Genomic DNA, 26,544 nt, shown 5'->3' with positions numbered 1-26,544 from the left:
ATATTGTATTTATTGGATAATAAAAATACTTTATTTTATAAATAAATAAAACTTACTCATTTATTTCTAAATTTTGTCATGGCAACTGACCCATAGCTATCATTAACCAAGACCTGAAAAGCTTAAGGAGTATTATGAAAGCAACTCCAGAAATGAAATAGACTCTATCGTTAAAATACAGCTTGAAAAGGTATAAATGGATTGCTAAAAAGTTTATAAGCACTACAAGATCAATACTAGATCTGCCAAAATCAGAATGCAATTCTGATACTTCATCATATATAAAATCAGGTTTCCTCCAGGTTGATTTTTTCTACTAAAATCAACTACAAATCCATTTACGGGAAACAGATTAACATATAAAATATTATTAGAGGTGATAGATATGAAAGTGTTGAATATAGGTAAATGTATTGTTCATATGAGAAAAAAGAGGGGAATAACACAGGAACAGCTGGCAGATTATATTGGAGTTTCCAAAGCATCTGTTTCCAAGTGGGAATCAGGATCATGCTATCCTGATGTTTTGCTTCTTCCTGAGCTTGCAGCCTATTTTAACATTTCAGTGGATGAATTGCTGGGATATTCTCCACAGCTTACAAAGGAAGAGATTAAAAAAATCTACATTGGTCTTTCACATGAATTTGCCGTGAGGTCTTTTGATGAAGTAAGGACACAGTGTAACACATTAATAAAAAAGTACTATTCCTGTTTTCCTTTTTTGCTTTCCATGATTCAGTTATTATTAAATTATTCCATAATGGCAAAAACTGAAGTGATGAAAAGAGAAGTTTTTCAGCAGTGTATACTTCTGTGTAAAAGAATAAAAGAGGAATCAGAGAATATTTCTGACATAAAAGATGCAAATACCAAGGAAGCATTTGCAGAAATGGCATTGGGAAACAGTGAAGAAGTTATTCGCCTGCTGGACAATAAATTAGCTCCCTACAGCGGGGATGATTCCATACTGATCAATGCATATAGGATGAAGGGAAAAGCTGACCAGGCAAAGATCGTGAATCAGATACTGCTTTACAACAAGGTAATAAACACATTGACACTTTTAAACAATTATCTTTCCCTGAACATAGAGGAACCAGTTCTATTTGAGAAGATCTATTCCCAGGGCCTTCAAATTATCGATTCCTTTCAGCTTAAGGACATTTTGACAAATGATGTTTTTGGGATTCATATCGCTGCTGCACAGGGATATTTGATGGAGCAGAAAAAAGAAAAGGCCATAGATGCTTTAGAGCGATATGTGGATACTGTCTGCAAAATTCAATTTCCACTTATCTTTAAAGGAAATGAATATTTTAATCAGGTAGCTGAATGGTTTGAGGACAATAATTGTATCGGAACAAATACTCCCTTAGATGAGATAACAATCAAGAAAAATTTTATTAATACAGTTGCGGAAAATCCTGCATTTGCATCCTTAAGAGGAGATAAACGATACAATTTGCTTGTTGAAAAATTGAAAGGGAAATTAGGTGAGACAGATGAATGCCATAAATATAGAAAATCTTAAAAAGTCCTATGATGGGAAGGTCAATGCTTTGAACAATGTAAGTCTGAGCATACCAAAAGGTGAGATATTCGGTTTTCTCGGGCCCAATGGATCGGGAAAAACCACTGCAGTCAGAATTTTAAACGGGGTTCTTTCAGCCACATCTGGGCATGCTGAAATTTTTGGAATACCTGTGGGGGAAAATAATATTGAGATTCATAGATTGTGTGGAGTTATGACCGAAAGCGCTTCTTGTTATGAAAATCTTACTGCCAGGCAAAACCTGATATTCTTTGGAAAAATGCATGAGATGGAAGAAAAACTGCTTGATGAACGGGTGGACTTTATATTAAAAAGATTGGAGCTGTGGGATGTAAGAGACAAGAAGGTGAAATCTTTCAGTACGGGAATGAGAAAGAGGGTTTCACTGGCTGTAGCATTAGTTCACAATCCTCAGATTTTATTTCTTGACGAACCTACTTCCGGTTTGGACCCGGAAAATGCACTGAATGTTACAAGGCTTATAAAAGAACTTGCTGAGGAAAACCAGGTTACAATATTTCTCTGCACACATCAGTTAAAATATGCTGAGGATATTTGTACGCTATACGGCTTTATAAATAATGGATATGTCCTTGGATTGGGTACCTTTGATGAGCTTGCCTCAAGGAAAAATGCAGCTCTTCAATTGAAGATAAGAGGAAAGAATATTTTGAAAAAATTTGGATTCATTTATGAAGGCAATGGCACATACAGCAAGTCTATTTCAGGGGACAAAGATGCTAATACTCTAATACAGAATATACTGGCAGGCGGCGGGGAAATCTATGAGGCAATACAGCAGAAATGGTCCCTGGAGCAGCTGTACTTTAAATATATCAAGGGTATATCCAATGATATAACACTATAAGTTTGAGGTGACTTGAAAAATGATTAATAAAAGTGAAAAAGCGTTGATATATAAAGATATAAATGAAATAACAAGTTCAAAGCGGGTTATTCTTCCCATGACTATTGTGCCAATTGTTTTGATTGTAATCATACCTCTGGCAATACTTATCGGTGCGAATTTTATTGAAAGTGATTCAAGTACCTTTACAAAAATGGCTCCTCTTTTAAAAAAGCTGCCTTCAGAATATAGTGCATATGCTCCTGCCCAGCTTTTAATAAAAGTATCGCTGAACTTTATGTTTCCGTCATATTTTCTTATAATTCCAATAATGTGTTCAGGAGTTATCGGAGCCAGCAGTTTTGTGGGAGAAAAGGAACACAAGACCATGGAATCTCTGCTTTATACGCCAATATCCATGGAACAGCTGCTCAGAGCCAAGATTTTAGGTGTCTTTGTGCCATCTTACATAATTACCTTTATTTCATTTATAATCTTTGGCATAATATTTAATATCGGGGGTTTCATCTATTTTGGAAAACTTATTTTCCCGGATATAAAATGGCTTATAATCATATTTTGGATTTCACCTGCAGTTAATTTACTATCGCTTACATTTACTGTGATGGTATCTGCAAAATCGGAAACCTTCCAGGAAGCACAGCAGGTAAGCGGCTTTCTTCTCATTCCAGTAATTCTTTTACTGGTGGGCCAGATGACAGGGGTACTTTTGCTCAGCAAAGCTGTGATGCTTGTAGGAGGCGGAGCTCTGCTGGCACTTGATTATATACTTGTAAAGAGGATTTCCTCCGGATTTATTCCTGAAAAGCTGATTTGAATATACATTAGATAATATTATGACCGAATTTTATGCCTGATAAGTCACGGTTATTTACAAAACGAAGCTTTATTTTAGTGCCTTTACCCAGCTCACTTTCCACATGAATTTTGGCATCGTGAATTTCAGCGATTTTTGAACACAATGCAAGTCCTAAACCAGCCCCATTATTACGCCTATCCCTTGATTTATCAACCATATAAAAAGGCTCAAATATCTTTTCCATGTCAGCTTTAGAAATTCCAACCCCCATATCCTCAACCTCAATAATAGGGTCTTCATCCATATATGCCTTTAAATGAATCTCATCACCACTTTTAGAAGCCTTTATTGAATTGTCAACAAGATTGCTTATTAGTATTATCATAAGCTCTTTATCAATTGACATATAAAAATCTCCTGAAACAATTTTTAAGTCTATAGTGCTTTCCTTTAATTTGGGAGTTAATCGACTGCGTATTTCATATAAAAGTTCTTTTACATTTACCTTTTTTATATCCAAATTTTCTTTTTTGAGAATTATTAAATCCATCAATTTAGAAGATAAGCTCTCCAGTCTTTTACCTTCACTGTATATGTAATTTAAAGATTGTATGGAAGTTTCTTCATCACACTTGTTAGTTCGTAAAAAATCTGCATAACCTATAATGGAAGTCAGTGGAGTTCTCAGTTCATGTGCCAAATTATCAATAAACCTCTGCTTATCCTGTGACACATTTTTTAAAGCTTTTATTTTATCTTCTATGACATCAGCCATATTGTTAAAATTTTCGGCCAGCAGGCCAATTTCATCATCCGTATCTATTTCCACCCGTTCACTAAAATTTCCTTCAGATATTTTTCTGGTGGATTTTATTAATCCATTTATAGGTCTTGTAATAATTTTACTTAATACTATCATGACTGCTGCTAGAGTTATACATAAGAACACATTTAACTTCATTAAAAGGTTAAACATGAATTTTTCATTTTCATATATATAAGATACTTCCTTTATGTAAGAAATGTTATAATCATTGTCATTCAAATTAATTTTCTTATCTATAAATAAATAGGATTTACCCTTCACATCTTTTATTACATAAGAAACTTTATTTAAGGGAGCATGTAATTGCTTTTTTGTTTTGTCTGCATTTACTTTAAAATTAGTGATGATTTCATTTCCATTTTTGTCTGTTACATTTATAAATATTTTTCCTTCTTTAAAATAGCTTATATAAGTGCTTACAATGGAGTCTGTATCCTCTTTACTAAACTTTTTCTGGATATTGTCTGGATATTGATGCATTTTAGCTAGATACACATCTGCTGCCAGGGAAATGCAAAGTCTGTTTTGTTCACTTATTCCAGAATTGATTTCATTGTCCAAATTCGAATTAAAACTTCTATTAATCAAAAAAATACTTGAAGAAATAAAGAATACCTGAAAAACGAGTAAAGTACTTATGAATATTTTTTCCCAGAGCTTCATCTATTCCTCCATTCTATATCCCAAACCAAATACGGTTTTTATGCTATCTCTCATGGCCAATTTTTTTCTTAATTTTTGAATATGGTTGTCTATAGTTCTAGTTTCTCCAATATAATCATATCCCCATACCTTTTCTATCAGGCGTTCTCTTGTAAGAACTTTATTTTTGTTTTGCATTAAAAATGCTAAAAGTTCAAATTCCTTTAATGTGAGATCTATCAATTTTCCATTTTCTTTTACTGTCCTTTCTTCTAAATTTATTTCTAAATTCCTGTATTTGAGTATTTTACAATTTTTATTGTAATGTCTTAATACATTTTCAATTCTTGCAATCAATTCAATACCTTCAAAGGGCTTTATTATGTAGTCATCCGCCCCCATTTTGAGTCCGCTTACCCTATCACCAACAGAAGTTCTTGCAGTTAAAAAAATCACCGGTAATCCCAATGGTTTTATTTTTTTATAAAGCGTAAAACCATCAATTTTAGGAAGCATTACATCTAGAAGTATTAAATCAAAGTTTTCATTTTTCAATATATTTAAAGCCTCCTGTCCATCATAACATTGTTTACACTCATAATTTGCCAATGCCAAATTTAGTTTAATGAGATTTGATATTGGGACTTCATCTTCTACAATCAATATTTTTATCATTTAAAACCCTCCCGAACCCTGGATAACAATTTTCAAGCATCAGATAGAATATAAAAAAGTCCCATCTGATGCCTGAATCCTGTTTATATATAAAGTTATTTTGCCTATTATAGCTTTTAATAATTACTTAGCGAACTTCATTGTCTTTAAATTGTAATGAGTAAAGTTAATAACAGAGTTATTTGATGCATTAAACTCCATCAATATTTCAGTTCCATCCTCATATAATGCCTTTGCTCCCACAATACCTCTTGAAGCTTTTTCATTATCAACAGCTATACTTTTAAAATTAGCACCAAAACCTTTATCCTTTAGAAACGAAGCAGCAGATTCATTAACTTTATCATTATCAATATTGACTTTTGGATAACGGCCAATTATTGCTGTAACATTGTAGACTTTTCCATCAACAGCTGATATTGAAGCAGAAATATTATCTTTGGTGTTGCCCTCACCATCAAAAGACACTAATATATCCGGCCCCCAGGCATAGGGACTATTGTATCTGGTGATATATGGTCTTAAGCCATCCCTACGAATCACTTCTTTTACATCCAGTCCAGTGTAATATTTTATTGCATTTTTGGCAGTTTTAACAGCCTGCTCATCACTTATATCTAATAATTTAATTTTACCACTTTTAATATCATTGATTAAATCCTTTAGATCTTGAACAGCTTCTGGCTTACTCCTTATAGTTTCATTTTCCATCTTTTTCAATTCATCGGTAAGTTCAGCTTGATCTGTATCTGTCAAAATAATTTCTCCAGTATCAGTGTTTAAAGTTACAGTCTTTGAAGCAGCAGCTTTTGGAGTTGAATTCTCTTTATCACCTGCCAACTTCACAACATTTTTAGTAGAACTGGCAGAATATTGGCTTGCAAAAGCAACTGCTGCTGTACTTGCTACTATCAATACCGAAGCTAGAGTTACAGTCAGCAATCTTTTTTTATTCATTTTTTACCGTCCTTTCTTATATTTTTAAGTATACAATGAGCATTTAATTATAATGATTTTTTAAATAGTAATTTACTCCATGCATGTAATATTTACTACAATTTCTATTATGGACTATGTATGTGTTAAATTCATCCTTTAATTGTCTCCTAATTGTAAAATATGATTTTCTATATATTGATATACTTATATTAAGTGTTTAAGTAGCAAATTTAAATATATGGTATACTTTTGTGTAATAATATATTAAAAGGTGATAACAATGAAGGATATAGTATTTATAGCTCCATTTAAAAATCTGGCAGATTTGGCAAAACAAATTATAAAAACAAATGGGTATGACAATGTTGAAGTAGTAGTGGGAAATTTGGCCGAGGGAGTGACAGCAGCAAAAGAAGTAGTAAAAAGTGGTGCGAGTGTAATAGTCTCCAGAGGCGGAACATATACAATGATAAAAAACATAGTGGATATTCCAGTAGTTGAATTGAGAATGAGTTCTTTTGACATACTGAGAGGGTTCAAGAATCTGTTGGATTATAAAGGCAAAATTTGTGTGACAGGTTATAAAAATATAATACATGGATGTGAAATAATAAAAGAACTTTTAAATCTTGATATAGTCAATGTTGAAATTAAAAATCAGAAAAATGCTGAAAAAATTCTGAAACCATATTTTGACAGTGGAATAAGAGTATTTGTGGGGGATACTGTCTGTATATCAGTGGCAAGTAAATTAAATTGCAAGGGCTATATCATAGAATCAGGAAAAGAATCTGTTATAGATGCAATACGTGAATCCAGAAGGATACTAAAGGGGATGCGTGTTGAAAAAGAAAAAACTGAAAGGTTTAAAACCATAATGGACTTTGTACATGATGGAATAATGTCCATAGATGACGAAAGGAGAATTACCATATTTAATTCCATGGCAGAGAATATATTCTCAATCTCAAAGGAAGAGGTACTGGGGAAAAAGGTCAATGATGTAATTGACAATACAAAATTAAATGAAGTATTAAAGTCGGGGAATGCTCAATTGGGGCAAATTCAAAGCGTAAAGGGAGCCAAAATTGCAACCAATAGAGTGCCGGTTATTGTTGACAACAAGATACATGGAGTTGTTGCGACATTTCAGGATATCACTAAGCTTCAAGAACTGGAACAGGATATAAGAGTCAAGCTTCAAAAGAAGGGATTTACTGCCAAGTACAATTTTAAGGACATAATATATAAAAGTGACAAGATGAGAGATTGTATTAAAAAGGCTAAAATTTACAGCAAATATAGTTCTCCTATCTTGATTTTAGGCAAATCTGGTACTGGAAAAGAGCTGTTTGCTCAAAGTATACATAACAGCAGTGATAGAAGCAGTGCACCATTTGTAGCTATAAATTGTGCTGCCATACCAAAGGATCTTGTAGAAAGTGAACTTTTTGGATATGCTGAAGGAGCGTTTACGAGTGCAGTAAAGGGTGGAAAGGCAGGCGTATTTGAGCTCGCCCATAGAGGAACTATATTTCTGGATGAAATAGGCGAAATGCCTATAGGGGTTCAAACCAGGTTGTTGAGAGTTATACAGGAAAAACAGGTTATGAGAATAGGAGACGATAAATTAATACCTATAGACGTTAGAATCATAGCTGCTACCAATAAGGATTTAAATAAAATGGTAAATGAAGGAAAATTCCGGGAGGATTTATATTATAGAATTAATATACTTACCCTTTTAGTACCTTCGTTAAATGACAGAAATGAAGATATAATTCAGCTCTCGAGGTTTTTTATAGATAAATACGCCATGAGATACAACAAGAAAATTCAACGTATATCCGTGGAAGCCAAAGATTATTTGGAAAATCATTATTTAAATGCAATTTTGTTACATATTGAAACACAAAATCTTTTTTGTTGTCTGTATCTTCGAAAAAATAATTGGCACAATAATTGCTGTAATTATATATGTAAACATTATACCATTAAGGAGGAGTATTTATGCTGAAATTTGCGGTTGTAGCAAATAAAAAAGACAATGTGGCCACTGCAGTAAAAAACTTGGAAAAAGGTGAGAGTATACTAGTGGATTTATTTGGCAAAGAGATCCGAATAGTACTTAACCATGACATTCCCTTTGGACATAAGTTTGCCATAAGGGATATACCCAAGGGGAGCGAAGTAATAAAATACAGGGAATCCATAGGAATGGCCACCCAGGATATAAAGATTGGCGATTACGTTCATGTTCATAATGTTGTAAGTGAAAGAGGACGTGGGGATTTGGAGGTGTCTAAATAATGAAGCTTTATGGATATAGAAGAGAAAATGGACAAGTAGGTATAAGAAATCACATACTGATAATTCCTTCATCAGTTTGTGCCAGCGAGGTTGCAGCAGGAATTGCAAGTCATGTAAATGGTGCCATAGCAATACCAAATCAACATGGCTGTTGTCAGGTTGGTGCTGATATGGATCTTACGATAGCCACCCTGAAAGCATTGGGGAAAAATCCTAATGTGGCATCAGTGCTGGTAGTTGGATTGGGATGTGAAGGAGTTCCAACAAAAGAGGTTGCAAAAGATATCGCATCTACAGGCAAAAGAGTTGAATATGTAATAATACAGGAATGTGGTGGAACTATAAACACAGTAACAGAAGGTACAAGAATTGCAGCTTCCATGGCCAGAGAGGCCGGCAAGATGAAAAAAGAGGAAATAGACATATCGGAACTGACATTGGCCATTGAATGCGGTGGCTCTGATACCACATCGGGACTTGCTGCAAATCCTGCAGTTGGATATGCATCGGATAAGCTTGTTTCATTAAATGGAACATCAATATTTTCAGAAACCACTGAATTCATAGGTGCTGAGCATATACTGGCCAGAAGAGCAGTAACCAGGGAAATAGGCGATAAAATACTGGAAATTGTATCTAACTGTGAGAAGAAAGCAAATACCATGGGTGTTGATATGAGAGGTGGACAACCTACTCCAGGCAATATTCAGGGTGGTTTAACAACAATAGAAGAAAAATCCCTGGGATGTATATATAAAGGTGGAACTGCACCAATAAATGGAGTATTGGATTATGCAGAAGCACCCAAAAGTAAAGGATTATATGTGATGAATACACCGGGGCAGGATATTGAATCCATGACAGGTATGGTAGCTGGCGGAGCCCAGTTAGTCGTATTCACTACAGGCAGGGGGACTCCAACTGGAAATCCCATTGCGCCGGTAATAAAGGTAACTGGAAATCCAAAAACATTTAAAAATATGCAGGATAATATAGATATAAATGCTGGAACCATAATTGAAGGGTCAAAAACTGTTCAACAGATTGGAGAAAGTATTTTCTCTGAAATACTTGAGGTGATAAATGGTAAACAAACCAAGGCAGAATCACTTAAGCACAGAGAATTTGGCATATTAAAACTTATATCCACATTTTAAAGCAGGTATATAAAGATTAAAAATTAAATTTTTAATCTTTATATTTCCAATTTTTAAAGTATCAATATAAAATCAACCCAATAATCAAACATAGGAAGTGATTGTATGCAGATCAAAAAAACAATTGACAAAGTACCTGGAGGAATAATGATAATACCTTTATTACTAGGAGCTATTGTCAATACATTTTTTCCGCAAGTGCTGATGATCGGTGGTTTTACTACAGCAATGTTTAAACAGGGCTCCTTGCCAATTCTGGCGGTTTTTCTATTCTGTATGGGAGCTCAGATGAGCTTGAAAGTAGCACCAAAATCCTTTAAAAAAGGTGTGATTCTTTTAGTAGCCAAATGTGGAATTGGCGCAATTATCGGATTAGGTGTAGGAAAGATATTTGGAACAGCCGGGATTTTGGGATTAACACCTCTGGCAATCATAGCAGCCATGACCAATACCAACGGCGGGCTTTTTGTGGCATTGACAGAACAGTATGGTGATAAAACCGATGTAGGTGCCATAGCACTACTCTCATTGAATAATGGACCATTTTTTACCATGCTGGCTTTAGGCGCTTCAGGTTTAGTTGCGGTTCCAGTTAAGGCTTTTATTGCTATTTTACTGCCCATATGCCTGGGTATGCTTCTTGGAAGCCTGGATAAAGAAATTCGTGAATTCCTGCTTCCCGGTGAAAAATTACTAATACCTTTTTTTGCTTTTCCAATTGGAGCAAGTATGAATTTATCAAGTGTGGTAAAAGCAGGATTGCCTGGAATACTGTTGGGGGTAGCAACTGCTGTATTAACAGGTTTTGGAGGTTATTTTGCCCTCAGAGCGTTTGGTGAAAAGAGGCCTATTGTAGCTTTTGCAAATGGTTCTACAGGAGGAAATTCAGTTGGAACTCCAGCAGCTATAGCTGCAGTGGACAAGACTATATCACCAATGTTAGGAGCAGCTACAGCTCAGATAGCGGCATCTTGTATCATAAGTGCATTTCTATGCCCTGCAATAATAGTCCTTATGAATAAGCATTTTAAACGAAAAGATATAAACAAGATGAATCAAAGTGAACTGGAGAAAGCTGCCATATAAAAAATAGTATAAAATAATCTGTGTAAACTTCCCAAAAGTAATAATTAATTATAGGCTGGAAGTTTCACAGATTAAATTTTTATTAATGTGAGCTGTATGGAATATGAATAATAATAAATTGCGATTTTGGGATTTTTCGTTGTTGTGGTGCGGAGCTTCAATATCCATAACTGAGATACTAACAGGACAGATCATATCCTCTTCAGGTTTTCAAAAGGGATTAACTGCTATTATACTGGGAACCATTACAGGTGCTATAATATTTGTACTTGCAGGAATAATAGGAACCAGGGAGAGAATATCAGGGATAGCCTCTACGAAAATATCATTTGGAACATATGGAACTTATATATTTTCCGTCATAAATATATTACAACTTGCCGGATGGCTGACCATCATGATAAAATATACTGCCAAATATATAAATCAAATAAGTACCATGTTATGGTCCATTGACAATATAGTATTGTGGACCATTATAACAAGTATATTGATTATAATATGGGTAATTTGTGGAATAACAAATTACAAAAACGTAAACAATGTAACTGTTATATTATTATTTATATTAACTTTTTTTCTGGCATATATTATGTTTAAATGGAACAAAATTCTACCTGGTGCTGAACGTGGTGAAATATCATTTGGAAGGGCATTTGAACTGGTTATTGTAATGCCTCTGTCATGGATGTCAAAGGTTTCTGATTATACAAAATTTTCTATAAACGTTAAACAGGGAGCAATAGGAAGTTTTATAGGATATATATCAGGAAGTTTGCTTATGATGATCGTAGGACTGGGTATAGGCTGTATTTTTGGAAATTTGGACATAATGGGGGTGCTGCTCTCAAGAAACATGGCATTTTTAACATTTGGAGCCATTATGTTATCTACTATTACCACTGCATTCATGTATGCACATTCTGCAGGCGTTACAATAATGAATATGATGAAGATCCACAATAAAAAAATACTAAATGAAAAGACAATAGCTGTAACTATAACTATAATAGGAACTGTTATTTCCTTGATTTTTAATGTAAATAACTATGAGAATTTCCTTTACAGCATAGGTATCGTATTTTCCCCGTCCTTTGCCATATTATTGACAGACTATTATATGATGAAGCAAAATATTGAAACACAAAAAAATACAGATCCAAATATTTTGGCTTTTATATTGTGCATCTTTGGTATGTTCATGTATTATTTATTCATTAAAATAAATTTTGTATTTGGAGCCACCGTACCAAGCATGATAATAATATCAATAATTTATCTCATTGTTAAAAAGAAATTAAAAATATAAAATATGGAGAAGTTGTAATGTTTTTATAACAGAGCAGCAAGAAAAGACAGGATTTACATTGGTGACTGGTATATAATATAGAAAAACTCAGAGGAGGGAGCTGAACCTGAATGAATTATAATGCCTGTATTAGAAAATCCATTGAATATATAAATGATAATTTGGATAAAAAAATGAGGCTTGAAGATATTGCGGGGAAGGTGTTTCTGTCGAAGTTTCATTTTCATAGAGTCTTCCATGCTGCTACAGGGGAATCTGTAGCTCAATATATAAGAAGAAGGAGACTTGAAGAAGCTGCGAAGGAGCTTGTAAATACAGATAGCAAAATTGTGGATATAGCATTGAAATATCAATTTAGTTCACAGGAATCTTTTACGAGAGCATTTAAAAAGCTTTATGGAACACCTCCCAGAAAATTCAGGAAAAATTCAAACAATGGTATTGCTTTTATGGCAGCATAAACACAGTAAAGGAGTGGTTTGATGAGTTATGTGCCGGTTGTTGTTGAACGTACGAATTCTGGAGAACGTTCCTATGATATATATTCCAGACTTTTGAAGGACAGGATAGTAATGTTGAATGATGAGATAACGGATGCAACGGCAAGTGTCATTGTGGCACAGCTTTTGTATCTTGAATCCGAGAATCCCGATGAGGATATCAATTTTTATATAAACAGTCCAGGAGGATCTATTACTGCAGGTATGGCTGTATATGATACAATGCAGTATATAAAGCCGGATGTGTCAACTATATGTATTGGTATGGCCGCCAGCATGGCATCTTTTTTACTGGCAGCAGGTGCAGGCCACGGATATAGAAATTCACACCAGATGGCTGCTTGAAACCAAGAAAAAAATAAACAGAATATATAGTGAAAGAACAGGAAAACCTATTGAAAAAGTAGAAAAAGATATGGAAAGGGATTATTTTATGTCTGCAAAAGAGGCTGTGGATTACGGAATAGTAGACGAAGTGCTTTTGAAAAAATAATGTCATAGTTAATATTAAAAAGGGGCCTTGAATAGAGGCCTTTTTTTACATTTAAATGGATTTTTTAAGCCAATTATTATAATATATAGATATAAGAATTTTTAATTAAGTGATTCTTAGGTTCAGATGGAATTTGCTTATAAGAAATACTTTTCTCCACCTGAACCTTAGCAGAACTTATCCGATGGCTGCCAGTTTTTATCTCCCGAGCAATGGTAGCGTTCGGATATATAGAAAAGGAGAAGATTTTATTATGGAAAATAAGATTCTTGTTGTATACTATTCTCTTGAGGGAAATACAAAATTGATAGCCGAAGCTGTTTCAAAGGCTGTATCAGGTAACATACTGGAGATAAAGCCTAAAAAAGATATAAATTCCAAAAGCAAGATGAAATATCTGATAGGTGGCAAGAAATCTATAACTAAGGAAAAACCAGAACTCCTGCCTTATGATATAAAAGCCGAGGATTATGATATCCTGTTTATTGGAACTCCAGTATGGGCTGGAAATTTTGCCCCTGCCCTGAGAAGTTTTTTTGCCAGGACAAATTTAAAACACAAGAAAATAGCTCTATTTAGCTGTAACGGTGGAAACAATGGAAAAACCTTTGAAAATATGAAAAGTGAACTTGGAGAAAATGAATTTTTAGGAGAAATTGAGTTCAAAAATCCTCTTAAGAATGATACAGAAAAAAATGTAGAAAAAGCTAAAAGATGGGCTGAGGATGTCTGTAAAAGATTGTAATTGATTACATGGGGGCATGATGGTGAATTTACAGCATAAAATATTTCAAAACAAGGGATGTAATATACATTATTGGTACAGGCCGGGCAGTACATCAAATTATGTTATCTTTCTGCATGGTGCAGGTTGTGATCACAGGATGTTTGAACCTCAATTGACAATTTTCGATTATTCTTACAATTTATTGTTGTGGGATGCACGCGGTCATGGGTTGTCAAAACTTGACTCTGGAAACAAATTTCACTTTGATGATATGCTAGGGGATTTCCTTAAATTATGCAGAATATATCAGATTGAAAGTACAGTCTTAATAGGTCAATCCATGGGTGGAAATCTTGCCCAGGAGGTACTGTACCAAAAGCCGGAACTGATTTCAAAACTTGTGCTCATTGATTGTACTCGAAATACCGGCAGGCTGTCTATAACAGAAAGACTTATGTTGAAATTGACAAAACCTATACTTTATTGTTATCCATGGAAAATGCTAATAGATCAAAGCGCTAATGCCTGTGGTAACACCCAGGCTGTAAAGGAATATGTACGAAGATGTTTTTCACAGATGAAAAAGAGGGATTTCATCGAGGTTATGATATCCCTCACGACATGTCTGCGTGAAGATGAAGCATATCGTTTTCCCAAACCCGTGCTGCTTCTTTGCGGAGAGGAGGATAGATCTGGAAATATTCAAAGAATTGCAGCTTCCTGGGCTGAAAGTGAGCCCAATTGTACGCTGTGTATGATAAAAAACGCCGGTCATAACTCAAATCAGGATAATCCTAAGGCAGCCAACAGGGCAATTTGTAAATTTCTTTTAATCAATTCACAGGAAAACCATATCAAGTAATCCTTAGGTTCAGATTGTTACGCCACTGTATTGACTACACGTCAGTATCAAGCAGTGTTTTTAAAGCCTCCAGATTGATGTTGTCAATAGAGCTGTCCTTCATGGATATGGCATGCTTCATTAAATTCTGGAAATGGCAGATCAGTCCTTTTCTTGCTTTTCAATTATATATAAATTATTGAATAATATTTTCAGATATGTTATTGTTAAAATAGTATTATTAATAAATTTAGATATTTCATTTCGGTTGAATCAAATTTCTGTTTGATTTCAAGAGAATATGACTTTTGGGGTGGAAAGTCCTTTTAAGGGCTTTCTATTTTTTTGTCTGGAAGGAGATGTATTATATTGGAAAATGTGTTGCTGGATATTGTGTTGATCCTCATATTTACAAGGATAGGGGGTATTATAAGCAGAAAGCTGAAAATGCCTGAAGTTCTAGGAGCATTGATGGCAGGTGTAGTACTTGGTCCAATTATGTTGAATGTTGTACAGTATGATGATAATATTAAGCTTTTGTCAAACATTGGAGTAATTATGATTATGTTTCTTGCAGGTCTTGAAACCAACGTAGAAGAATTTAAAAAGGCGGGATTTTCTTCATTGATAATTGCCACAGCAGGTATAGTACTTCCACTTGTACTTGGAATCTTAAGCGCATATCTATTTTTTGACAATTTTTTGGAGAATGTATTTGTAGGGGTTATTCTAACTGCTACAAGTGTGAGTATTACAGTAGAAACTCTCAAGGAACTTGGAAAGCTGAACACGAGAACCGGTATAAATATTCTAGGTGCAGCGGTTATAGATGATATATTGGGGCTTATTCTCATATCTGTAGTTCTTGCAGTAGGTCAAAGCCCTGGAGCTGGGGCAAGTGCTGGAGCTGCAGAAGCATTATCCATTGCGTATGTATTTATAAAAATAACTTTATTTTGTGTTTTTGCCATAATCGGAGTAGTATATCTGCCCAAACTTATAAATAAATTCAAGGAGCATATAAAACCAGGCAGGGAACTGCTTACTTTTTCCATAGCTTCTACCCTGCTAGTGGCATATGTTGCCGAGGTTTTGGGTATAGCGGCTATTACCGGTGCATATATATGCGGCCTCATGTTTTCATCATTTGTCTATAAGGAATATCTGGAGAGAAACATAAAGGCAATTTCGTCAGGATTTTTATCCCTTATATTTTTTGCCAGTGTTGGGATTGAAGCAAATCTAAAGGGAATTAATCTGGAAGTGCTTTTTATTACCATAGTTATGTTTGTCACAGCAGTATTTGGAAAGCTGATAGGGTGTGGTGCTGCCGCAAGGTTTCTTAAGATGAGCAGGAGTGAATCGATTCAAATTGGAACAGGTATGATTTCAAGAGGGGAAGTTGCTATAATTACTGCCAATATAGGTCTTCAGGAGGGAATAATTACGGAGGAAATATTTCTTCCAACCTTAATTGTTGTAATTTTAACTACAATTATAACGCCTATTTTACTTAAATTGGCATTTTCTCATAGAATAGAAAAAAAGGTGAATTGTTAAACAATTAATTTGAACTTTGTTGACAAAATAGTGTATATAGTATATAGTGTGTATTATATACATATACACTGGCACTAAAGATATTGAAAAAAGAGGTATGATATGAAAATATTAATTTCAAATACATCTGACAATCCATTGTATAAACAGATAAAAGATCAAATTAAAGATGCAATTTTTAGAGGAGAACTGGCTGAAGGTGATAAGCTTCCATCCATTCGAAGTTTTGCCAATGATGTGAAAGTCAGTGTGCTGACTATTAGAAGAGTGTATGATGAACTGGAACAAGAAGGTTTTGTAACAAGTCAGGTGGGGGTAGGCACTTTTGTTTCAGCAGAAAATTTGGAATTGCTGAGAGATTCAAAACGGCGCATTGTGGAACAAAAAATGCAGGATATGATACAAACAGCTAAGATGCTGGGTATCAGCAAAGAGGAATTAAATGAAATGATGGATATTTTGTATGAGGAGGAGTGAATGTGAACAATATTTTAGAAGTTGAGGGCCTAAACAAGTACTATAAAAATTTTTCACTTTCCAATCTTAGTTTTACTTTGCCGGAGGGTTGTATTGCAGGTTTTATAGGAATCAATGGGGCAGGTAAGACAACCACTATACGAACTATTCTTGGGTTGTCCAAAAAGACTTCCGGCAGTGTAAAAATTTTTGGAAAAGATATTGAACATAATGAGCATGAACTGAAAAATCGCATTGGAGTAGTGTTCGATGAGGGTTTTTTTTATGATGAACTGACTATGGCGGAGATGAAAAGTATAATTTCACCTGCTTATTCAGGCTGGAGTGAAAGGGACTATAGAGCATATATGGAACGATTTTGTCTGGATCCGCGTCAAAAAATTTCTACACTTTCAAAGGGCATGCGTATGAAATTTGCACTTACCCTTGCACTGTCTCATGGTGCTGAACTTCTAATTATGGATGAGCCTACCAGCGGACTTGACCCTTTAATTAGGAGCCAGTTTTTGGATATAATGGCAGATTACATGAAGCGGGGAGGAAAAGGTGTACTTTTTTCTACTCATATAATATCCGATTTGGATAAGATAGCTGATATGATTATTCTCATACATAAGGGTGAAATTTTATTTGAGAAGGAAAAGGATTATTTACTTGATAATTATCGCTTGATAAAAGGGGATAAGAGATACGTTGATGAGAGCAGCAGAAATTTATTTTTAAAGTTGACAGCAACGGACTTCGGTTTCACAGGGATTACCCATAAAATATATGAAGTCAAAAAAAACATGAAGGACATTTTAGTTGAAAGGCCTACAATTGAAGATATCATGCTGGCCTATATTGGGGGAGGAGAGGATAATAATGCTGTTTCATCTCATTAAAAAGGATTTTTTGCTGGCCAAAAGATATGTTGTGATCATGCTGTTTATGTCGGCCGCAATTCCTCTATTCATTCTATGGCGTGCTCCTGTGTTTACGGGACTTGTTTCTTTCCTGTCCACAGTCATTTTTACAGAACTTATACTTTATCAATATATCTCATTGGCAGAGGCTAAATATCCCGAGGTAGATGCGTTGTTATGTGCAGCTCCATATACCAGAAGTTCAATTGTGGAGGCCAAGTATGCATTCTTTTTAGTGGTTTTTATTATTTGCTTTATTGTATATAGTGTACTGGCATTTTTCATACCGCAAATAGGAAAACTTGATTTGAGGACAGTTTTATCTGTATTTCTTTTTTGTGCCATTCCCTATGGAGTATATATGCCCTTTCAATTTAAATATGGATATGAAAAAACTAAATTTGCTTTTATTCTTATAATAATGCTGGTATCTTTTGGGATACCCTTAATTTATAATGCCAATATAAGTGTTGATATTTCAGCATTTTCAAATATGGCTGCAATTGCACAGTATATATTATTGATCACGGCAGCCGTGCTGGTTCTGGGAATCTCCATGATGATTTCCATAAATATTTATATGAAAAAAGAGTTGTAGTATGAGGATATAATAGAATGATTTCTGGAATAATTCCTGCATATAAAGCTGCAAAGCTGGATCCTATTAAGGCTATTTACAGATAATCCATAACATATTGAGAAAAGCAAGTAAATATTAAGTTTATAAAAGGCTTTTCAGGATATTTTTATATATCATGGAAAGCCTTTTATCTTGTTTTTATTTTGTATTGATAACCTGCTGTGCCATTTTAACTAGTTCATCTTTTGATATATTAGAATCAGATCCTAAAAAGGAATAGTTAATTCCATCTTGCATCCAATTTAAACCTTGAACTTGGGAGATTTTTTCCTTATCGGAATCAGAGCCATAACTAAATACATATTTACCAGATAACTTATCCTTTTTATCTTGTTCTGTCATTTTATAATTTTCTGGTTCAAACTTGTCAGTATATGAATAATAGTATAAATCTATACCATTATAATTAGTAATAACAGTCTCTCTCTTTGATCTTTCACCTAGCCTTCCATTTTCCATATAAAGACTTAATTCATCATTCCCTTTTGTATAAGTAAAATCAAGTGATTTTGTTTTTCCTGCAAAATTACCTTTATCATCAGTTCCTTTGTTATCTACAATACATCCATTTGCAAAAGTGTATCCATTATCAAATTTATTAACTAATTTAGGATTAAATTTAAAATCCTTCTTTACTTGTTCTACTGTAGGCATAGTAGTATATGTTGGTGTACTACTTGAATATGAAATTATAGAGCTTACTTTTCCTGCAGCGAATACAGTTGTTCCTATTACCATAGTAGCTACTAATCCAACTATAATTTTTTTCTTGATTGATCCTTTTTTATATATTTTCCCATTTCCCATTTTATCATTCTCCTTTTTATCCGGTAAACTATTCAATGTTGCACTTACCCTATTTTTAAAACTTTCAGGTGTATCCGGAAAGGCGTTATTCCAATCATAGTTATTCATAATTTACCTCCATATCTTCTAACTTTATTTTCAATAAATTCCGTCCTTTTGCCAATCTACTTTTTACAGTTCCTGCAGGTATTTCTAAAATATCTTTAATTTCGTCTACTGAATACCCCTCTACATAATAAAGAACAATTGTAATACGAATACGTTCTGGTAAATTCTGAATGGCCAAATATAACTCACTATAATCTTTTTTATCATTAGCTTTGGCAGACTCAAAGTATTCTTCATAAGGTATTTGTGAATATTCCTTACGTTTTAAACTATAACATTCATTTATAAGTATTCTAACTAACCAGGTTTTAAAATATTGTTCTTTTTTTAATGTATCCAATTTATCATAGGCTTTTAAAATTGCCTCCTGAACTGCATCCTCACAATTCTGCTCATGAATCAAAATTGACTTGGATACACGATATAAAGTAGATTCAGCCTCAAGAACATTGGCTATAAATGTATCTTTATTCAATTGATTTCCTACCTTTCTTAGCAAACTGTAGCGCTACTTTTTTGCTTTACACTAGTTAGATGGATATACCTACTAAATGGTTCATTTAATTTTAGCTTAAAATTAAATTTTTAAAATATGTATGCAATATATATTTGACATAAAGTATATTTTATATTATAATATGCAATATAAATCAGTCAAAGTTAGAGGAGGTCATAATGAAAAATAAACGAATGAAAATCGCACGTATTGAGCATGACATGAAACAGGAGGATTTAGCAAAAGCTGTGGGTGTTACACGTCAGACCATTGGAATGATTGAATCGGGAAATTATAATCCATCATTGAAATTATGTGTTTCAATTTGCAAGGCACTTGGCAAAACATTGGACGAATTGTTCTGGGAGGAGGAAATATAATGAAAAAAAATTTAATACAAGATGAGAGAATTACAGCTCAAAGACATAAAATTCAAAGTGATGCCTGCGGTATATTACTTATTGTACTGCTTATGTCAATACTTGTTCAGGAATATGTTTTTGATGCACCTTTTTCACAGTATGCTGCAGAATTTGCATGTTTTTTTGGAGCCTCCATGTACATTGTAATTAGAAATATTGTTTCAGGAAACGATCTCTACGGAACAAAGAATAGTGGTAAAAAATTACTGGTAGTGAATAGTCTTGTAACTGGTAGTACAGTAACTGTCATTGTAGGAATTTCAAATTATATAAGATATAGCGAAAAATTTACAGGCGGTCTGCTGTTTGCAGCTTTGGCAATTACATTTGCCTGTGGAACTTTTACAGCATTTTTAGGACTTTCACTTGTACACATTTTAAACAAAAGAAGACAAAAAAAAATATCAGAAAAATTGGACAAAGAAGAAGGTGAAATTTGATGACATTAATATTGTGATTTCAATTAATAATATTATTGGGTATTTTGTGAATTATGTTATAATAAATTTCATATAAGACTATATTGAATTAAAAATTATGAGGTAAATAAATATGATATATACAGATGAAGATAAGCGTAATAAGGAATTGAAGGTGGATTGTAAAAAATGTTTCGGTCTATGCTGTGTGGCGTTGTACTTTTCAGTTTCAGAAGGTTTCCCAACCAATAAAGACGCCGGCAAACCCTGCATAAACTTACAATCTGACTTTAAATGTTCTGTTCACAAACAACTCAGGAAAAAGGGCCTTAAAGGATGCAGTGCCTATCACTGCTTTGGGGCAGGTCAGAAAGTTTCTCAGATAACCTACAGCGGAAGGAATTGGAGAAGTTATCCAGAAACTGCAAAACAGATGTTTGATGTTTTTTTAATCATGAGACAGCTTCATGAAATGATATGGTATTTAACAGAAGCGTCTACCCTGCAAAATGAAACAAGTATCCGGGAGAAGATAAATTCATTGCTGGATGATACTGAAAGACTTACCCTTCTTGACGCGGATTTTCTTTCATCACTGGATTTGGAAGCACACAGAGCCAAGGTCAACCTGCTGCTTAAAAATACCAGCCAGCTGATACGTGCTAAAGCTGGCAGAAGAAGGGATACTCCTGTAAAAAATAGGAACGGCAGATATGGCCATTCAGATTATTTTGGTGCAGATCTGAGAAAAACTAATCTTAAAGGTGCAGATTTGAGAGGGGCATGTCTTATTGCTGCAAATCTTAGAGGAGTTGATTTAAGTGGTGCTGACCTAATAGGAGCAGATTTGCGGGATGCGGATCTCAGCGGAGCTGATCTGACAAATAGTATATTCCTTACTCAGGCTCAGCTCAATACGGCTAAAGGAGATTCTCATACAAAACTGCCAGAGGTGCTAATTCGACCAATTTATTGGCTTAAATAACAATTAGCTGCCTGGAGTTGAAATCATTACTGGATAAAAATAAAATTCAAGGAGAGAACTTATTACATTATAAGCTAGAAAGTCTTGTGTTAGAAAATAATCCGCAGAAAATATCAAGTATATCATCTCACCTTATCTTATAATTTTTTTGAAAGATGAGGTGCTTTTAATGAAAAAAACGAAAACATACTTGAAGAATTTTATAGGAACAAGTTATGAAGTTGGGACACAGATTGGTAATTGGATTTTATCACAACCTGATTTATTGAAAAAGGTGATTTTACCACCCAAGGCCTATCCTCAAAGCAAATTAACGGAAATATCCAATTTGCTTGACCAATACTGCAGTGGTGTAAACGAGGAGATCAAAGGTTTTGCAGATACAGTTGGAATTTCGAAAGAACAAGTGATTTTTTATGCAATGACATATTTGGAACGTGGGTGCAGTTTGATGTCTGCAGTTTCAAACAAGATTGAAACTGGACACACTTTGATGGCACGTAACTACGATTTTAATGATGAAATGGAAGAAATGTGTTTTGCATATACAGCTATTAGGGGAAAATATTGTTACATTGGTTCTACACTCAATTTATTCGGACGATGTGATGGAATGAATGAATATGGGCTGGCAGCTTGTAAGGCCAGTAATGGATTGCCTGTTGGCAACTTTGATGGAGGACAGAAAGCAGGTGTAACTGGTTTTTCTTTTTGGATTGTTATCCGAAGCATTTTGGAAAACTGCAAAAATGTTGAAGAAGGCATTGCATGGGCAATGGATGCACCTATTGGATATAATATAAATCTAATACTTGCCGATAGTAATGATAAAATTGCGTTATTGCAATGTATAGATGGTCATAAAGCATATTGCATTTTAGATAATGACTCCAGTGAGAATTTTCTGATTAAAGAGGGGGAGGCTGTGCTGTATTGAAAGATAATCAAATCATTAGTAAAGCAGTTATATTTATTGAAACAAATCTGTATGAGCCTTTGACTGTAGAATCAGTTGCCAATGCAGTTTCCTATTCATATTATCATTTTCACCGTTATTTTCAAGCTGTGACGGGAGAAACTATTGGCAGCTATATCAGAAGCCGGAGGTTGACTCAAGCAGCATATGATCTTATATATGGCAATAGGAAAATTTTAGATATTGCAGTTTCCCTGTATTTCGAATCTGCTGAAAGTTTTACAAGAGCTTTTAAGAAAAGATATGGTATTACACCTACAGAATATAGAAAAAATGGTGTTGATGTATTAATAGGAAAACATCGCCCTATGCAGCTTGACAAAATAACCGAATGCAATTATGAAAATTTATCACCAGAAATCGTAACATTTGAGCCTAAATCTGTTGTTGGGTTTAAATTTAACATGAGTATTGAGAAAAATAACAGTATTGAAATGTGGGAAAAGTTGAATGCTCAATTGGCAAAGCAAGATTATATTTCAATGAATAAAAATCGGTATAGTATTTATGAAACGGGTGGTACATGTCTGTCAAATACATTTGATAAAAATAGTGAAGCTGCTGTATTTATAGGAATTGAAACATCGGGTGGTTCTAATATTCCAGAAGGTATGGAGTTAAAAGAAATTAGTGGTGGAAGGTATGCTAAATTTATACATAAAGGTACAGTAAAAAATTTGCTTTCTACATATTATTATATTTGGGGTGTTTGGTTACCTAAGAGTAGTCTCCAACTTGATGACAGAGATGATTTGGAATGCTACACAGAGCAATTTTTAGGAGCTGAAAATGAAGAATCGCAGATTGAAATTTATTTTCCGATAGAATAGTTGCTAATTTCCAATTTAATGTTGTGTATTATAAATAGTAATTTTGGTGAAGGAGATGGTTTTGTTGGGAGCAAGTTGGCTGAATCTAGGAAGTCTTGTACTTGGGCTGATTGCATGGATACTTCCTGTTATTAATCTTGTGCGACGTAATAGGAAATGGACTGTCTTATCCGTAGCAAGCGTCAGCGCCTGCGCTATTTCATTGTGTATGCAAATTTTCTATACAGATTATCTAGTAAGGATAGCGGATTGGTCGGCACTTATGGATACGTCTTCCGCAGTAGCGATGGTTTCCGCATTACTTCTTGTAGTTACAATTATACTTAATGCGGTTTCATTGGTTGTGTATTACGGGGAGAAAACAAAAGACAGATAAATTTCCAAGATTGCTAGCATTAGAAGGTGCAATTCGCGGTATTAGGTATTAAGAAAATAGCTTTACCACAGGAACGTAAAGTAGAACTAAAAGATTTTTATAATTGGCACAAACATAAATAGTAAATTGAAAGGGAGTAAGGTATGGCTTCTAGTCAAGAATATTTAGATTTTATTATTGGACAATTAGATATACTAAACAATATTTCCTATAGAAGAATGATGGGAGAATATATCTTATATTTTCAAGGAAAGGTTTTTGGGGGAATATATGATGATCGTTTTTTAGTTAAAATAACCAATGCGAGCAAACGTTTGATGATTAAGCCAATCGAGGAGTTGCCTTATGATGATGCAAAACCAATGTTTTTGGTTGAGGATGTTGATAATAAGGAGTTTCTATATCAGCTGATTACGGGGATTTATAAAGAACTTCCTACTTTGAAAGTGAAAAAGAAAAAATAACTTGAAAGGAAAATTAAAATGAAATTAGATGGTATTGGAATATTTGTTAGTGATATGAGAACTATGGTTGAATTTTATAAAAATGTCCTTGAATTTGAAATTGATTGGGACGGAAAAGAGTCAAAATAATGCTGCTGGTGAGGTTGATAAAATAACAGATAAAAATTCTTTGATTGCGCTATTGGCTGTTGGATGGATTATATTTATTGGATTGTCCGTTGTAGAAAAATTTTCCCAAATATGGAATACAGGAGTACAGGTAACAGAGCAAAACAAAGAAAAAGTATATAGAATTTTAAAGACCATGATAGGAACTATAAAATTGTTGATGGTTTCAGTATTTTCATATTTAACGTTACACTCAACCACTGGAGAAAAATTATCATCCCTATTCCTGCCAGTTGTTTTAATTTTAACATTTGGCTCTATTATGTTTTTTATCTTTCAACTAGCGAAAGATAAATAGTAAATTCAAATATGCAAAAAGTAAATTCTCAAGGACTTATTGTCAAAAAGGAATGGGTTTCACCTTATTGACAAGTCTACGTATTTTATTGCTATCCATGAGATATAATTATAAATAAAACTGATAATTGAGGTGATCATATGGATAATATAGTTGGAAAAGCTATATCTAGATTTATAATGCTTATAGTTACTATGGGAATATTTATTTTTTTACCTGCATGGACAGCTAATTACTTGCAGGCATGGCTTTATTTGCTTACTTTTGCTGTTTCAACAATATTGATTACTATATATTTATTTAAAAACGACCAGAAACTTTTAAAACGACGGCTTAAAGCAGGTTTAACTGCTGAGAAGGAAAAGAGCCAAAAAACTATACAAGCAATGGCAAGTGTGTTTTTCTGCTTTATATATATTATTGCAGGACTTGATTATCGTTTTCATTGGTCGAATATTCCCATATATATTAGTCTATTAGCAAATATTTTTGTCATAGTAGGGTTTTTCATAGTATTTCTTGTATTCAAAGAGAACAGTTATACTTCAGCTATAATTGAGGTTAATAAAGACCAGAAAGTAATATCAACTGGAATGTATGCGATAGTTCGTCATCCTATGTATTCTGGAGCAATACTGATGATGATGTTTTCACCAATTGCATTAGGGTCATATTGGGCACTACTTAGTGTAGTAGCTTTAATTTTTACTATTATAGCCAGGCTTCTTCGTGAAGAAAAATTTTTGTCTGAGAATTTATCGGGGTATGATGAATATTGTGAAAAGGTGCCATATCGTTTAATTCCATTCATATGGTAGACACAATATTAGAGATTATATTATACAAAATCAATAGTTTATGAGAAAATAAAATAATGTGGTAATTATTTTTATAAAAAGCAAAGCAATTTGGTAATATGTCAAGAACAAAATGAAAAGAAAATGAAATGTTTTTAATCAAAAATGGTAACTTTAACAAGCATATGTCAAAATAAAAACATATGTTCGCAAGAGCTATATAAGTTTATCTACCCTATTTGAAGAGTAGAGTTGATTTTTAGCCAGCAATCCAAAAATCAAACGAATTAATTTACGGGATGTTAATGCGAGTGCTCGTTTATGCTGATGTGTACTCACTTCAGCAAATTTCTTCTGATAAAACTTTTCGTACTCAGGGATGTGTCTTATAACACTTCCAGCAGCTTCTATCAGATAATAGCGCAAATAATGGTTGCCTGCTTTGTTCATTGGTGTATTTTCAGCTTTGAAATCACCTGATTGATTTTCTTTCCACACGATGCCGGCGTATTTAGCGATAGCATCATTTTTAGGGAATGCATGTACGCTGCCTAATTCAGCAAGAATACCACTGGAGTATACAGGTCCAAAGCCAGGGATTGACATCAATATCTGGTATTCCACAGGATTCATGCCATTAACTGTTTTTTCAATAGCCTTGTTAATAGCTTTGAGTTCTTTTTCAAAAGCCTGAATGCAGTTAAAAGAACAGGCAATAGAGATTGTTAAAGGCTCATATAAGCATTTATCAAGGCGGTATGAATTACGTGCAGCTTGCTGAAGAACTTCTACAGTCATTTTAGGATCAGAAATTCTTTTTCGACTTTTCCTATTGACGAAGTCAACAAGATATTCAACTGAAGCATTTGCAATATCTTCGGAAGATAAAAACTCCGTTAGTATAGAAGAAGCTGTAGCTCCGTATTTATCAGAAAAGGGATGTTCTTCTCCCTGCAGCAAAGCAAATTCACTAAATTTAAGAAATACATTGGATAACATGTAAGTCTTTTCCCTGGTTAAGCATTCAACTATATGAAGCCTGTGTCTTGTAAGCCTTTGAAGGGCAAGATATTGAGAACCACGCCAGGGTTC

31 protein-coding genes, 2 pseudogenes and 1 other annotated feature are annotated in these 26,544 nt (G+C 34.0%); of the genes and pseudogenes, 27 read left to right on the top strand and 6 right to left on the bottom strand.

The window, feature by feature from the left end; all coding sequences use genetic code 11:
* The first annotated feature begins 385 nt into the window (after positions 1-385).
* From J5G60_RS05480 to J5G60_RS05470, 3 genes are read left to right on the top strand one after another with little or no spacing between them, the layout of a single operon-like run.
* A complete protein-coding gene (locus tag J5G60_RS05480) occupies positions 386-1,531 on the top strand; it encodes a helix-turn-helix domain-containing protein (RefSeq protein WP_150356760.1) in 1,146 nt (381 codons plus the stop codon).
* Positions 1,503-2,420 carry an ABC transporter ATP-binding protein gene (locus J5G60_RS05475; RefSeq protein WP_150356761.1) on the top strand — a complete coding sequence of 306 codons (918 nt, stop codon included), beginning with the start codon at positions 1,503-1,505 and terminating at the stop codon, positions 2,418-2,420. The genes J5G60_RS05480 and J5G60_RS05475 overlap by 29 nt, the downstream gene beginning before the upstream one ends.
* 22 nt (positions 2,421-2,442) lie before the next feature.
* Positions 2,443-3,237: an ABC transporter permease subunit gene (locus tag J5G60_RS05470; protein ID WP_150356786.1), complete on the top strand. Its 795-nt coding sequence runs from the start codon at positions 2,443-2,445 to the stop codon at positions 3,235-3,237.
* Positions 3,238-3,244: 7 nt separating this feature from the next.
* On the opposite strand, the gene J5G60_RS05465 is transcribed toward J5G60_RS05470, so the two are convergent.
* The 3 genes from J5G60_RS05465 to J5G60_RS05455 all read right to left on the bottom strand — a co-directional run bounded on the left by J5G60_RS05465 (position 3,245) and on the right by J5G60_RS05455 (position 6,319).
* Complete coding sequence (locus J5G60_RS05465; protein ID WP_150356762.1) at positions 3,245-4,708, bottom strand: sensor histidine kinase; 1,464 nt, start codon at positions 4,706-4,708, stop codon at positions 3,245-3,247.
* The gene (locus tag J5G60_RS05460; RefSeq protein WP_150356763.1) at positions 4,709-5,362 is read right to left on the bottom strand and encodes a response regulator transcription factor; all 654 of its coding nucleotides are present in this window, start codon (positions 5,360-5,362) and stop codon (positions 4,709-4,711) included.
* A gap of 123 nt (positions 5,363-5,485) precedes the next feature.
* Entirely contained in the window at positions 5,486-6,319 is an 834-nt protein-coding gene (locus J5G60_RS05455) for a hypothetical protein (RefSeq protein WP_150356764.1), read from the bottom strand.
* A 262-nt stretch (positions 6,320-6,581) separates the two neighbouring features.
* Between J5G60_RS05455 and J5G60_RS05450 the strand changes: the two genes are divergently transcribed.
* The 13 genes and pseudogenes from J5G60_RS05450 (at position 6,582) to J5G60_RS05390 (ending at position 18,264) form a co-directional block, all read left to right on the top strand.
* Positions 6,582-8,318: a sigma 54-interacting transcriptional regulator gene (locus J5G60_RS05450; RefSeq protein WP_150356765.1), complete on the top strand. Its 1,737-nt coding sequence runs from the start codon at positions 6,582-6,584 to the stop codon at positions 8,316-8,318.
* Positions 8,312-8,611 (top strand): UxaA family hydrolase, encoded by a 300-nt coding sequence (locus tag J5G60_RS05445; RefSeq protein ID WP_150356766.1) that lies wholly within the window; start codon positions 8,312-8,314, stop codon positions 8,609-8,611. Before J5G60_RS05450 ends, J5G60_RS05445 begins: the two co-directional genes overlap by 7 nt.
* Complete coding sequence (locus J5G60_RS05440; RefSeq protein ID WP_150356767.1) at positions 8,611-9,768, top strand: UxaA family hydrolase; 1,158 nt, start codon at positions 8,611-8,613, stop codon at positions 9,766-9,768. Before J5G60_RS05445 ends, J5G60_RS05440 begins: the two co-directional genes overlap by 1 nt.
* Before the next feature lie 105 nt (positions 9,769-9,873).
* Positions 9,874-10,854 (top strand): 2-keto-3-deoxygluconate permease, encoded by a 981-nt coding sequence (locus J5G60_RS05435; RefSeq protein WP_150356768.1) that lies wholly within the window; start codon positions 9,874-9,876, stop codon positions 10,852-10,854.
* 103 nt (positions 10,855-10,957) lie between these two features.
* The gene (locus J5G60_RS05430; RefSeq protein ID WP_150356769.1) at positions 10,958-12,163 is read left to right on the top strand and encodes a cytosine permease; all 1,206 of its coding nucleotides are present in this window, start codon (positions 10,958-10,960) and stop codon (positions 12,161-12,163) included.
* A 110-nt stretch (positions 12,164-12,273) separates the two neighbouring features.
* Complete coding sequence (locus tag J5G60_RS05425) at positions 12,274-12,624, top strand: helix-turn-helix transcriptional regulator (RefSeq protein ID WP_150356770.1); 351 nt, start codon at positions 12,274-12,276, stop codon at positions 12,622-12,624.
* 21 nt (positions 12,625-12,645) lie between these two features.
* A pseudogene (locus tag J5G60_RS05420) lies at positions 12,646-13,156 on the top strand (ATP-dependent Clp protease proteolytic subunit).
* Between the two features lie 253 nt (positions 13,157-13,409).
* Positions 13,410-13,901: a flavodoxin family protein gene (locus J5G60_RS05415; protein ID WP_150356771.1), complete on the top strand. Its 492-nt coding sequence runs from the start codon at positions 13,410-13,412 to the stop codon at positions 13,899-13,901.
* 22 nt (positions 13,902-13,923) lie between these two features.
* Positions 13,924-14,745 carry an alpha/beta fold hydrolase gene (locus J5G60_RS05410; protein ID WP_442870512.1) on the top strand — a complete coding sequence of 274 codons (822 nt, stop codon included), beginning with the start codon at positions 13,924-13,926 and terminating at the stop codon, positions 14,743-14,745.
* 245 nt (positions 14,746-14,990) lie between these two features.
* Positions 14,991-15,047 (top strand) — a sequence feature (sodium ion sensor (DUF1646 type); this cis-regulatory element may regulate processes involved in with the transportation of sodium ions).
* Positions 15,048-15,093: 46 nt separating this feature from the next.
* Positions 15,094-16,284 carry a cation:proton antiporter gene (locus J5G60_RS05405; RefSeq protein WP_150356773.1) on the top strand — a complete coding sequence of 397 codons (1,191 nt, stop codon included), beginning with the start codon at positions 15,094-15,096 and terminating at the stop codon, positions 16,282-16,284.
* A gap of 102 nt (positions 16,285-16,386) precedes the next feature.
* A complete protein-coding gene (locus tag J5G60_RS05400; protein ID WP_150356774.1) occupies positions 16,387-16,761 on the top strand; it encodes a GntR family transcriptional regulator in 375 nt (124 codons plus the stop codon).
* A gap of 2 nt (positions 16,762-16,763) precedes the next feature.
* On the top strand, positions 16,764-17,645 hold the full coding sequence (locus J5G60_RS05395) for an ABC transporter ATP-binding protein (protein ID WP_150356775.1): 882 nt from the start codon (positions 16,764-16,766) through the stop codon (positions 17,643-17,645).
* The gene (locus J5G60_RS05390; protein ID WP_150356776.1) at positions 17,626-18,264 is read left to right on the top strand and encodes an ABC-2 transporter permease; all 639 of its coding nucleotides are present in this window, start codon (positions 17,626-17,628) and stop codon (positions 18,262-18,264) included. Before J5G60_RS05395 ends, J5G60_RS05390 begins: the two co-directional genes overlap by 20 nt.
* Positions 18,265-18,444: 180 nt before the next feature.
* On the opposite strand, the gene J5G60_RS05385 is transcribed toward J5G60_RS05390, so the two are convergent.
* Together J5G60_RS05385 and J5G60_RS05380 are read right to left on the bottom strand one after the other, a co-directional pair.
* Positions 18,445-19,221, bottom strand: a complete 777-nt coding sequence (locus J5G60_RS05385; protein ID WP_150356777.1) for a hypothetical protein — start codon at positions 19,219-19,221, stop codon at positions 18,445-18,447.
* Positions 19,214-19,696: an RNA polymerase sigma factor gene (locus J5G60_RS05380; protein ID WP_150356778.1), complete on the bottom strand. Its 483-nt coding sequence runs from the start codon at positions 19,694-19,696 to the stop codon at positions 19,214-19,216. The genes J5G60_RS05385 and J5G60_RS05380 overlap by 8 nt, the downstream gene beginning before the upstream one ends.
* Before the next feature lie 200 nt (positions 19,697-19,896).
* Here J5G60_RS05380 and J5G60_RS05375 point away from each other — a divergent pair, with 200 nt between their 5' ends.
* The 11 genes and pseudogenes from J5G60_RS05375 to J5G60_RS05335 all read left to right on the top strand — a co-directional run bounded on the left by J5G60_RS05375 (position 19,897) and on the right by J5G60_RS05335 (position 25,473).
* Positions 19,897-20,097, top strand: a complete 201-nt coding sequence (locus tag J5G60_RS05375) for a helix-turn-helix transcriptional regulator (RefSeq protein ID WP_150356779.1) — start codon at positions 19,897-19,899, stop codon at positions 20,095-20,097.
* Entirely contained in the window at positions 20,097-20,579 is a 483-nt protein-coding gene (locus tag J5G60_RS05370; protein WP_150356780.1) for a DUF6773 family protein, read from the top strand. The genes J5G60_RS05375 and J5G60_RS05370 overlap by 1 nt, the downstream gene beginning before the upstream one ends.
* 112 nt (positions 20,580-20,691) lie before the next feature.
* Complete coding sequence (locus J5G60_RS05365; RefSeq protein WP_150356781.1) at positions 20,692-21,543, top strand: pentapeptide repeat-containing protein; 852 nt, start codon at positions 20,692-20,694, stop codon at positions 21,541-21,543.
* Between the two features lie 169 nt (positions 21,544-21,712).
* Complete coding sequence (locus tag J5G60_RS05360) at positions 21,713-22,480, top strand: C45 family autoproteolytic acyltransferase/hydolase (RefSeq protein WP_236035156.1); 768 nt, start codon at positions 21,713-21,715, stop codon at positions 22,478-22,480.
* Entirely contained in the window at positions 22,477-23,349 is an 873-nt protein-coding gene (locus J5G60_RS05355) for an AraC family transcriptional regulator (protein WP_150356782.1), read from the top strand. The genes J5G60_RS05360 and J5G60_RS05355 overlap by 4 nt, the downstream gene beginning before the upstream one ends.
* Before the next feature lie 61 nt (positions 23,350-23,410).
* A complete protein-coding gene (locus tag J5G60_RS05350; RefSeq protein ID WP_150356783.1) occupies positions 23,411-23,725 on the top strand; it encodes a hypothetical protein in 315 nt (104 codons plus the stop codon).
* Positions 23,726-23,732: 7 nt separating this feature from the next.
* Positions 23,733-23,847 (top strand): annotated as a pseudogene (locus J5G60_RS19165) (competence protein TfoX); the annotation flags it as partial.
* Between the two features lie 21 nt (positions 23,848-23,868).
* Positions 23,869-24,189: a TfoX/Sxy family protein gene (locus J5G60_RS05345; RefSeq protein WP_150356784.1), complete on the top strand. Its 321-nt coding sequence runs from the start codon at positions 23,869-23,871 to the stop codon at positions 24,187-24,189.
* Positions 24,190-24,207: 18 nt separating this feature from the next.
* A complete protein-coding gene (locus J5G60_RS19110; RefSeq protein WP_328707002.1) occupies positions 24,208-24,318 on the top strand; it encodes a VOC family protein in 111 nt (36 codons plus the stop codon).
* Positions 24,272-24,655, top strand: a complete 384-nt coding sequence (locus J5G60_RS05340) for a DUF1648 domain-containing protein (protein ID WP_328707003.1) — start codon at positions 24,272-24,274, stop codon at positions 24,653-24,655. The genes J5G60_RS19110 and J5G60_RS05340 overlap by 47 nt, the downstream gene beginning before the upstream one ends.
* 140 nt (positions 24,656-24,795) lie before the next feature.
* On the top strand, positions 24,796-25,473 hold the full coding sequence (locus tag J5G60_RS05335; protein WP_150356785.1) for a methyltransferase family protein: 678 nt from the start codon (positions 24,796-24,798) through the stop codon (positions 25,471-25,473).
* A 195-nt stretch (positions 25,474-25,668) separates the two neighbouring features.
* On the opposite strand, the gene J5G60_RS05330 is transcribed toward J5G60_RS05335, so the two are convergent.
* A partial coding sequence (locus tag J5G60_RS05330; protein ID WP_207876515.1) for a transposase occupies positions 25,669-26,544 on the bottom strand: 876 nt, incomplete at its 5' end.

Source organism: Clostridium sp. HV4-5-A1G (assembly GCF_900184915.1).
GTDB classification, from domain to species: Bacteria; Bacillota; Clostridia; order Clostridiales; family Clostridiaceae; genus Clostridium_B; species Clostridium_B aromativorans.
This window is presented reverse-complemented; position numbering and strand designations above follow the sequence as displayed.

Coding starts and splice junctions, on each gene's coding strand:
- J5G60_RS05480 (WP_150356760.1), top strand. CDS start 386: ATGAAAGTGTTGAATATAGGTAAATGTATTGTTCATATGAGAAAAAAG.
- J5G60_RS05475 (WP_150356761.1), top strand. CDS start 1,503: ATGAATGCCATAAATATAGAAAATCTTAAAAAGTCCTATGATGGGAAG.
- J5G60_RS05465 (WP_150356762.1), bottom strand. CDS start 4,708: ATGAAGCTCTGGGAAAAAATATTCATAAGTACTTTACTCGTTTTTCAG.
- J5G60_RS05460 (WP_150356763.1), bottom strand. CDS start 5,362: ATGATAAAAATATTGATTGTAGAAGATGAAGTCCCAATATCAAATCTC.
- J5G60_RS05455 (WP_150356764.1), bottom strand. CDS start 6,319: ATGAATAAAAAAAGATTGCTGACTGTAACTCTAGCTTCGGTATTGATA.
- J5G60_RS05450 (WP_150356765.1), top strand. CDS start 6,582: ATGAAGGATATAGTATTTATAGCTCCATTTAAAAATCTGGCAGATTTG.
- J5G60_RS05445 (WP_150356766.1), top strand. CDS start 8,312: ATGCTGAAATTTGCGGTTGTAGCAAATAAAAAAGACAATGTGGCCACT.
- J5G60_RS05440 (WP_150356767.1), top strand. CDS start 8,611: ATGAAGCTTTATGGATATAGAAGAGAAAATGGACAAGTAGGTATAAGA.
- J5G60_RS05435 (WP_150356768.1), top strand. CDS start 9,874: ATGCAGATCAAAAAAACAATTGACAAAGTACCTGGAGGAATAATGATA.
- J5G60_RS05430 (WP_150356769.1), top strand. CDS start 10,958: ATGAATAATAATAAATTGCGATTTTGGGATTTTTCGTTGTTGTGGTGC.
- J5G60_RS05425 (WP_150356770.1), top strand. CDS start 12,274: ATGAATTATAATGCCTGTATTAGAAAATCCATTGAATATATAAATGAT.
- J5G60_RS05415 (WP_150356771.1), top strand. CDS start 13,410: ATGGAAAATAAGATTCTTGTTGTATACTATTCTCTTGAGGGAAATACA.
- J5G60_RS05400 (WP_150356774.1), top strand. CDS start 16,387: ATGAAAATATTAATTTCAAATACATCTGACAATCCATTGTATAAACAG.
- J5G60_RS05390 (WP_150356776.1), top strand. CDS start 17,626: ATGCTGTTTCATCTCATTAAAAAGGATTTTTTGCTGGCCAAAAGATAT.
- J5G60_RS05385 (WP_150356777.1), bottom strand. CDS start 19,221: ATGAATAACTATGATTGGAATAACGCCTTTCCGGATACACCTGAAAGT.
- J5G60_RS05375 (WP_150356779.1), top strand. CDS start 19,897: ATGAAAAATAAACGAATGAAAATCGCACGTATTGAGCATGACATGAAA.
- J5G60_RS05370 (WP_150356780.1), top strand. CDS start 20,097: ATGAAAAAAAATTTAATACAAGATGAGAGAATTACAGCTCAAAGACAT.
- J5G60_RS05365 (WP_150356781.1), top strand. CDS start 20,692: ATGATATATACAGATGAAGATAAGCGTAATAAGGAATTGAAGGTGGAT.
- J5G60_RS05360 (WP_236035156.1), top strand. CDS start 21,713: ATGAAAAAAACGAAAACATACTTGAAGAATTTTATAGGAACAAGTTAT.
- J5G60_RS05345 (WP_150356784.1), top strand. CDS start 23,869: ATGGCTTCTAGTCAAGAATATTTAGATTTTATTATTGGACAATTAGAT.
- J5G60_RS19110 (WP_328707002.1), top strand. CDS start 24,208: ATGAAATTAGATGGTATTGGAATATTTGTTAGTGATATGAGAACTATG.
- J5G60_RS05340 (WP_328707003.1), top strand. CDS start 24,272: ATGTCCTTGAATTTGAAATTGATTGGGACGGAAAAGAGTCAAAATAAT.
- J5G60_RS05335 (WP_150356785.1), top strand. CDS start 24,796: ATGGATAATATAGTTGGAAAAGCTATATCTAGATTTATAATGCTTATA.